At 68.7% G+C, this 3,414-nt stretch carries 4 protein-coding genes; 1 reads left to right on the top strand and 3 read right to left on the bottom strand.

Going from position 1 to position 3,414, the window contains the following annotated elements:
- Positions 1-33 precede the first annotated feature (33 nt).
- The 3 genes from ACWELQ_RS41485 to ACWELQ_RS41495 are packed head-to-tail and all read right to left on the bottom strand — an operon-like array spanning position 34 to position 2,775.
- Positions 34-459, bottom strand: coding sequence for a thioesterase II family protein (locus tag ACWELQ_RS41485; protein ID WP_452402465.1), 426 nt, complete (start codon positions 457-459; stop codon positions 34-36).
- Positions 460-471: 12 nt separating this feature from the next.
- Positions 472-1,413, bottom strand: a complete 942-nt coding sequence (locus ACWELQ_RS41490; protein ID WP_452402466.1) for a methionyl-tRNA formyltransferase — start codon at positions 1,411-1,413, stop codon at positions 472-474.
- 57 nt (positions 1,414-1,470) lie between these two features.
- The gene (locus tag ACWELQ_RS41495; RefSeq protein ID WP_452402467.1) at positions 1,471-2,775 is read right to left on the bottom strand and encodes a SidA/IucD/PvdA family monooxygenase; all 1,305 of its coding nucleotides are present in this window, start codon (positions 2,773-2,775) and stop codon (positions 1,471-1,473) included.
- A gap of 204 nt (positions 2,776-2,979) precedes the next feature.
- Here ACWELQ_RS41495 and ACWELQ_RS41500 point away from each other — a divergent pair.
- Positions 2,980-3,414, top strand: a 435-nt coding sequence (locus ACWELQ_RS41500) for a hypothetical protein (RefSeq protein WP_452402468.1), incomplete at its 3' end; no start/stop codon positions are given.

Below are 3,414 nucleotides of genomic sequence, written 5' to 3' on the forward strand. Positions count from 1 at the left end.
CGGCAACCGGGTTAGCGTTGGATATGGACGCTGTCACGGTTGTCCCTGCCCCCGGCAACGAACCGGTGCACACCTACGCACCGGGTCCGCCGCCGACGGGGCCAGCAGCCGGACCTCCCGGCCCGCCGCCTCGGCAGCCCGCACCAGCTCGAAGGCCACCATCGCGCCCATGCTGTGCCCGAACACGGTCAGCGGCAGGCCGCGATCATGCTCGGAGGCAACGTAATCCGCGTACGCGCCCGCGCCGAGCTCGGCCAGCGAGGTCAGCGCCGCCTCGCGGGCCCGGTCCTGACGGCCGGGATACTGGAAGACGACGACGTCGAAGTACCGGCTCAGGATCTTCGAGAACGTCCGGTAGCTGGACGCGCCCGCACCCGCGTGCGGGCAGATCAACAGCGGGGGAAGACCCGCCGCCGCGGGCTTGTGGAACTGCCGGACCCAGCCGAGCTGTGCTGCCATGAGGGGGTACTCCTACTCCGCCGAATCGGTCAGATAGCCACCACGGGCGAAGAATTCGGCCGCGTCGTGCTCGCGGCCGTCGGCCGTGCGCACCCGGGTGATGACCAGCGCCTGATTGCCGCCCCGGAAGGCGTCGGGCCCGCAGACCACGGCCGCGCCGCCGTCGAGTACCACCACCCGGCCCGGCGTTCCGCCGCAACGGAATTCGGCGATCTGCGCGGCCAGCACCTCGACCCGCGCACCGCGGTAGTAGGTGAAGGCGGGCGGGTACGGCGCGGACAGGGCGCGCACGAAACGCTCCAGATCCACGGCGGGCCACGACCAGTCGATGCGGCTGTCGCGGTCGGCGCGCTTGTGGAAGTAGGTGCGCTGCGCCGGATCCTGCGGCCGCCACACGGCGGTGCCGCTCTCCACGGCGTCGAGGGCCTCGTTCACGGCGTCCGGGATGAGTTCCATTCCGGCCAGCACCAATTCGGTCCCGGTCACCTCGGGCCCGATGGGCAGGCGCTTCTGCACCAGAATGTCGCCGGTGTCGAGATTCTCGTCCATGCGGTGCACGGTCAGGCCGGTCTCGGCCTCCCCGCTGATCAGCGCCCACAGCACCGGCGAGAATCCGGTGAAGCGCGGCAGCAGTGAATCGTGCAGGTTGAGGGTGCCGTGCGGGGGCAGGTTGTAGAGCTCCTCGGGCATCCAGGTGTACCAGCTGTTCACCACGATGACGTCCGGCTCGGCCTGCTTGACCAGGGCGATGGTCTCGGCGTCGGCCCGTTCGGTGAGGTGGACCGGGATCCCGTGCGCGCGAGCCAGTTCCTCGACCGAGTCCGACCACATGGCCTTGTAGGTGGATTCGGCGGCCGGATGAGTCACCGACAGCACCACCTCGTGCCGCGAATCGATCAGGGCCTGCAGGGTTTTCCGCCCCCAGGTCTGGAAGCCGAACGAGACGATGCGCATCTAACGGAACCTCATCTTCAGAAACCTCATCATTACTGGAAGTAAGCTAAGCCTAACCTACTTGCCAAGGAAACTGTGGGCCACACCCACCCCCGCCGAGCGCACCCGCTCCGGGGCCGACGCCAGCACGCGGTCCGAAAGCGCGCCCAGGCAGCTCAGATTCGGGAAACCCGGACCCTGCGCCAACGCCGCCAGATTCGGCAGGTAGAGCTTCGCCTCCAGGCCGGAGACCGCCAGGTCGTAGCCGATGGCCGCCTCCAGGCGCGCCTGATCCACCGGGCCGCCGACCGCCAGCTCCAGCAGATCCGCGGCATCGGTGTCGAAAAGCTCCAGGAACCACAGGGATTCACCGCCGGTGGCGTCCACCACCAGATCGAAGGTGTGCAGCTGGTCGGCGCGGGTCTCGTTGCGCAGCGTCAGCGCGACCGCCTCGTCCTGCGCGGCCACCCGGACCACCCGGCCCTGCAGATGGTGAACACGACTGTCGGCGAGCAGGTTCTCCTGCACCCGCACCGAGAACACGCCGCGATCGGTACGGCGGATGACATCGCGCCGCTCGTCGACGCTCAGCGCGGGCCACTTGATCGGATCGCTGTAGAGCGAGTTCTCGAAATAGCTTTCGCCGCGGGTGTAGATGGTGGCCTTGGGCGAGATCACCGACACGGTGAGCACGTCGTGGCGCACGAGTTCATCCATGGCCGAGCCCGCCGTCTCACCGCCGCCGATCACCGCGGCCCGCGAGGAGACCGGAAGTTGCCGCTTGGCGGCCAGATCCCAGAACTCGGAGATGCTCAGCACGCGCGGATGGGTGGCGAGCGCGCGGCGACTGTTGCCCGGACCGGTGATCATCAGGCGATCCGCGTCCAGGATGCTTTCCAGGCCGTCGGCGTCGGTCACCGTGACCAGCCAGCCGTCCGCGGCCGCGGAAATCCTTGTGACCGAACCCAGCACGACCTCGACACCGCTGCGGCGGGCGACCCATTGCAGGTAGTCGGCCCACATGGTGTGCTGCGGGCTGGGGCGGCCGCGGTCGATCCACTCCGCGTAGGTGCCGTGCTCGACCAGGTAGGCGGTCCAGCTGAAGGCGCGCATGGCCTCGTCTATGGCGCGATTGCGGCCGCGCGCCCAGGTGGAGTGATACGGGAAGCCGACATCCTTCTCCGGGCTGGTGCCCAGCCGGTGGCGGCCGTCGGTCCAGCCGCCGCTGGGCAGCCAGTTGCCGCCCACCGCATGCGATTCCACCACCACCACGCGCGGCGCGGGCAGGCCGAGTTCGCGCAGCACGTGCGCCTTGGCGGCCACGGCCATGGCCTTGGGACCGGCTCCGACCACGAGAAGGGTGTCCACTGATGCTCCTGACATGTGATGGCAGCCACTGTGCAGCTACCCCAGTGGTGGTCGCGTCGAAATGCCCGACCGGGGAACGGGATCGGGGGTCGCACTTCCAAACCGTGGGGTCCTATGTTTGCATAGGCTTACCTTATATTGGTCAGGTACCGGGCCCAGCGCAACCCCTGGGACCGGACACCTGACCGAAAACGATTGGAATCGCGAATGATCAAGTCCATGCGCAGTATCGCGGCCGCCGCCATCGCCGTGGCCGCCGTCCTGGGCGGCACCGCCGCCACCGTCGTCCCCGCCACCGCCGCACCGGTGATCGTGCCGGTCAAGGCCACGAATCCCGGTGTGGGAGAACTACAGTCGAAGCTCGCGCTGGTGCTGAACACCGGCGCTTCGCGGGCCGCGCGGGCCAACGAACTGGAGGCGGGCGAGGCCGGGATGGGGCTCATCGATCAGGTCGGCACCGTCATCGCGGCCGCACCGCCGAGCTTCAAATGGTCGGTGCAGGGCCCGGTGAACGTCTCCGGTGACACCCTGACCGCGGGTCTGCAGACCTCCATCGACGGCTTCGACCCGTGGAACTTCACCCTCACCTGGCGCGATATCGACGGCACCTGGAAGCTCACCCGCGACTCGGAGTGCACCGTCGCCAGCATCGCC

The organism is Nocardia sp. NPDC004722 (genome assembly GCF_053601505.1).

Coding starts and splice junctions, on each gene's coding strand:
- ACWELQ_RS41485 (WP_452402465.1), bottom strand. CDS start 459: ATGGCAGCACAGCTCGGCTGGGTCCGGCAGTTCCACAAGCCCGCGGCG.
- ACWELQ_RS41490 (WP_452402466.1), bottom strand. CDS start 1,413: ATGCGCATCGTCTCGTTCGGCTTCCAGACCTGGGGGCGGAAAACCCTG.
- ACWELQ_RS41495 (WP_452402467.1), bottom strand. CDS start 2,775: ATGTCAGGAGCATCAGTGGACACCCTTCTCGTGGTCGGAGCCGGTCCC.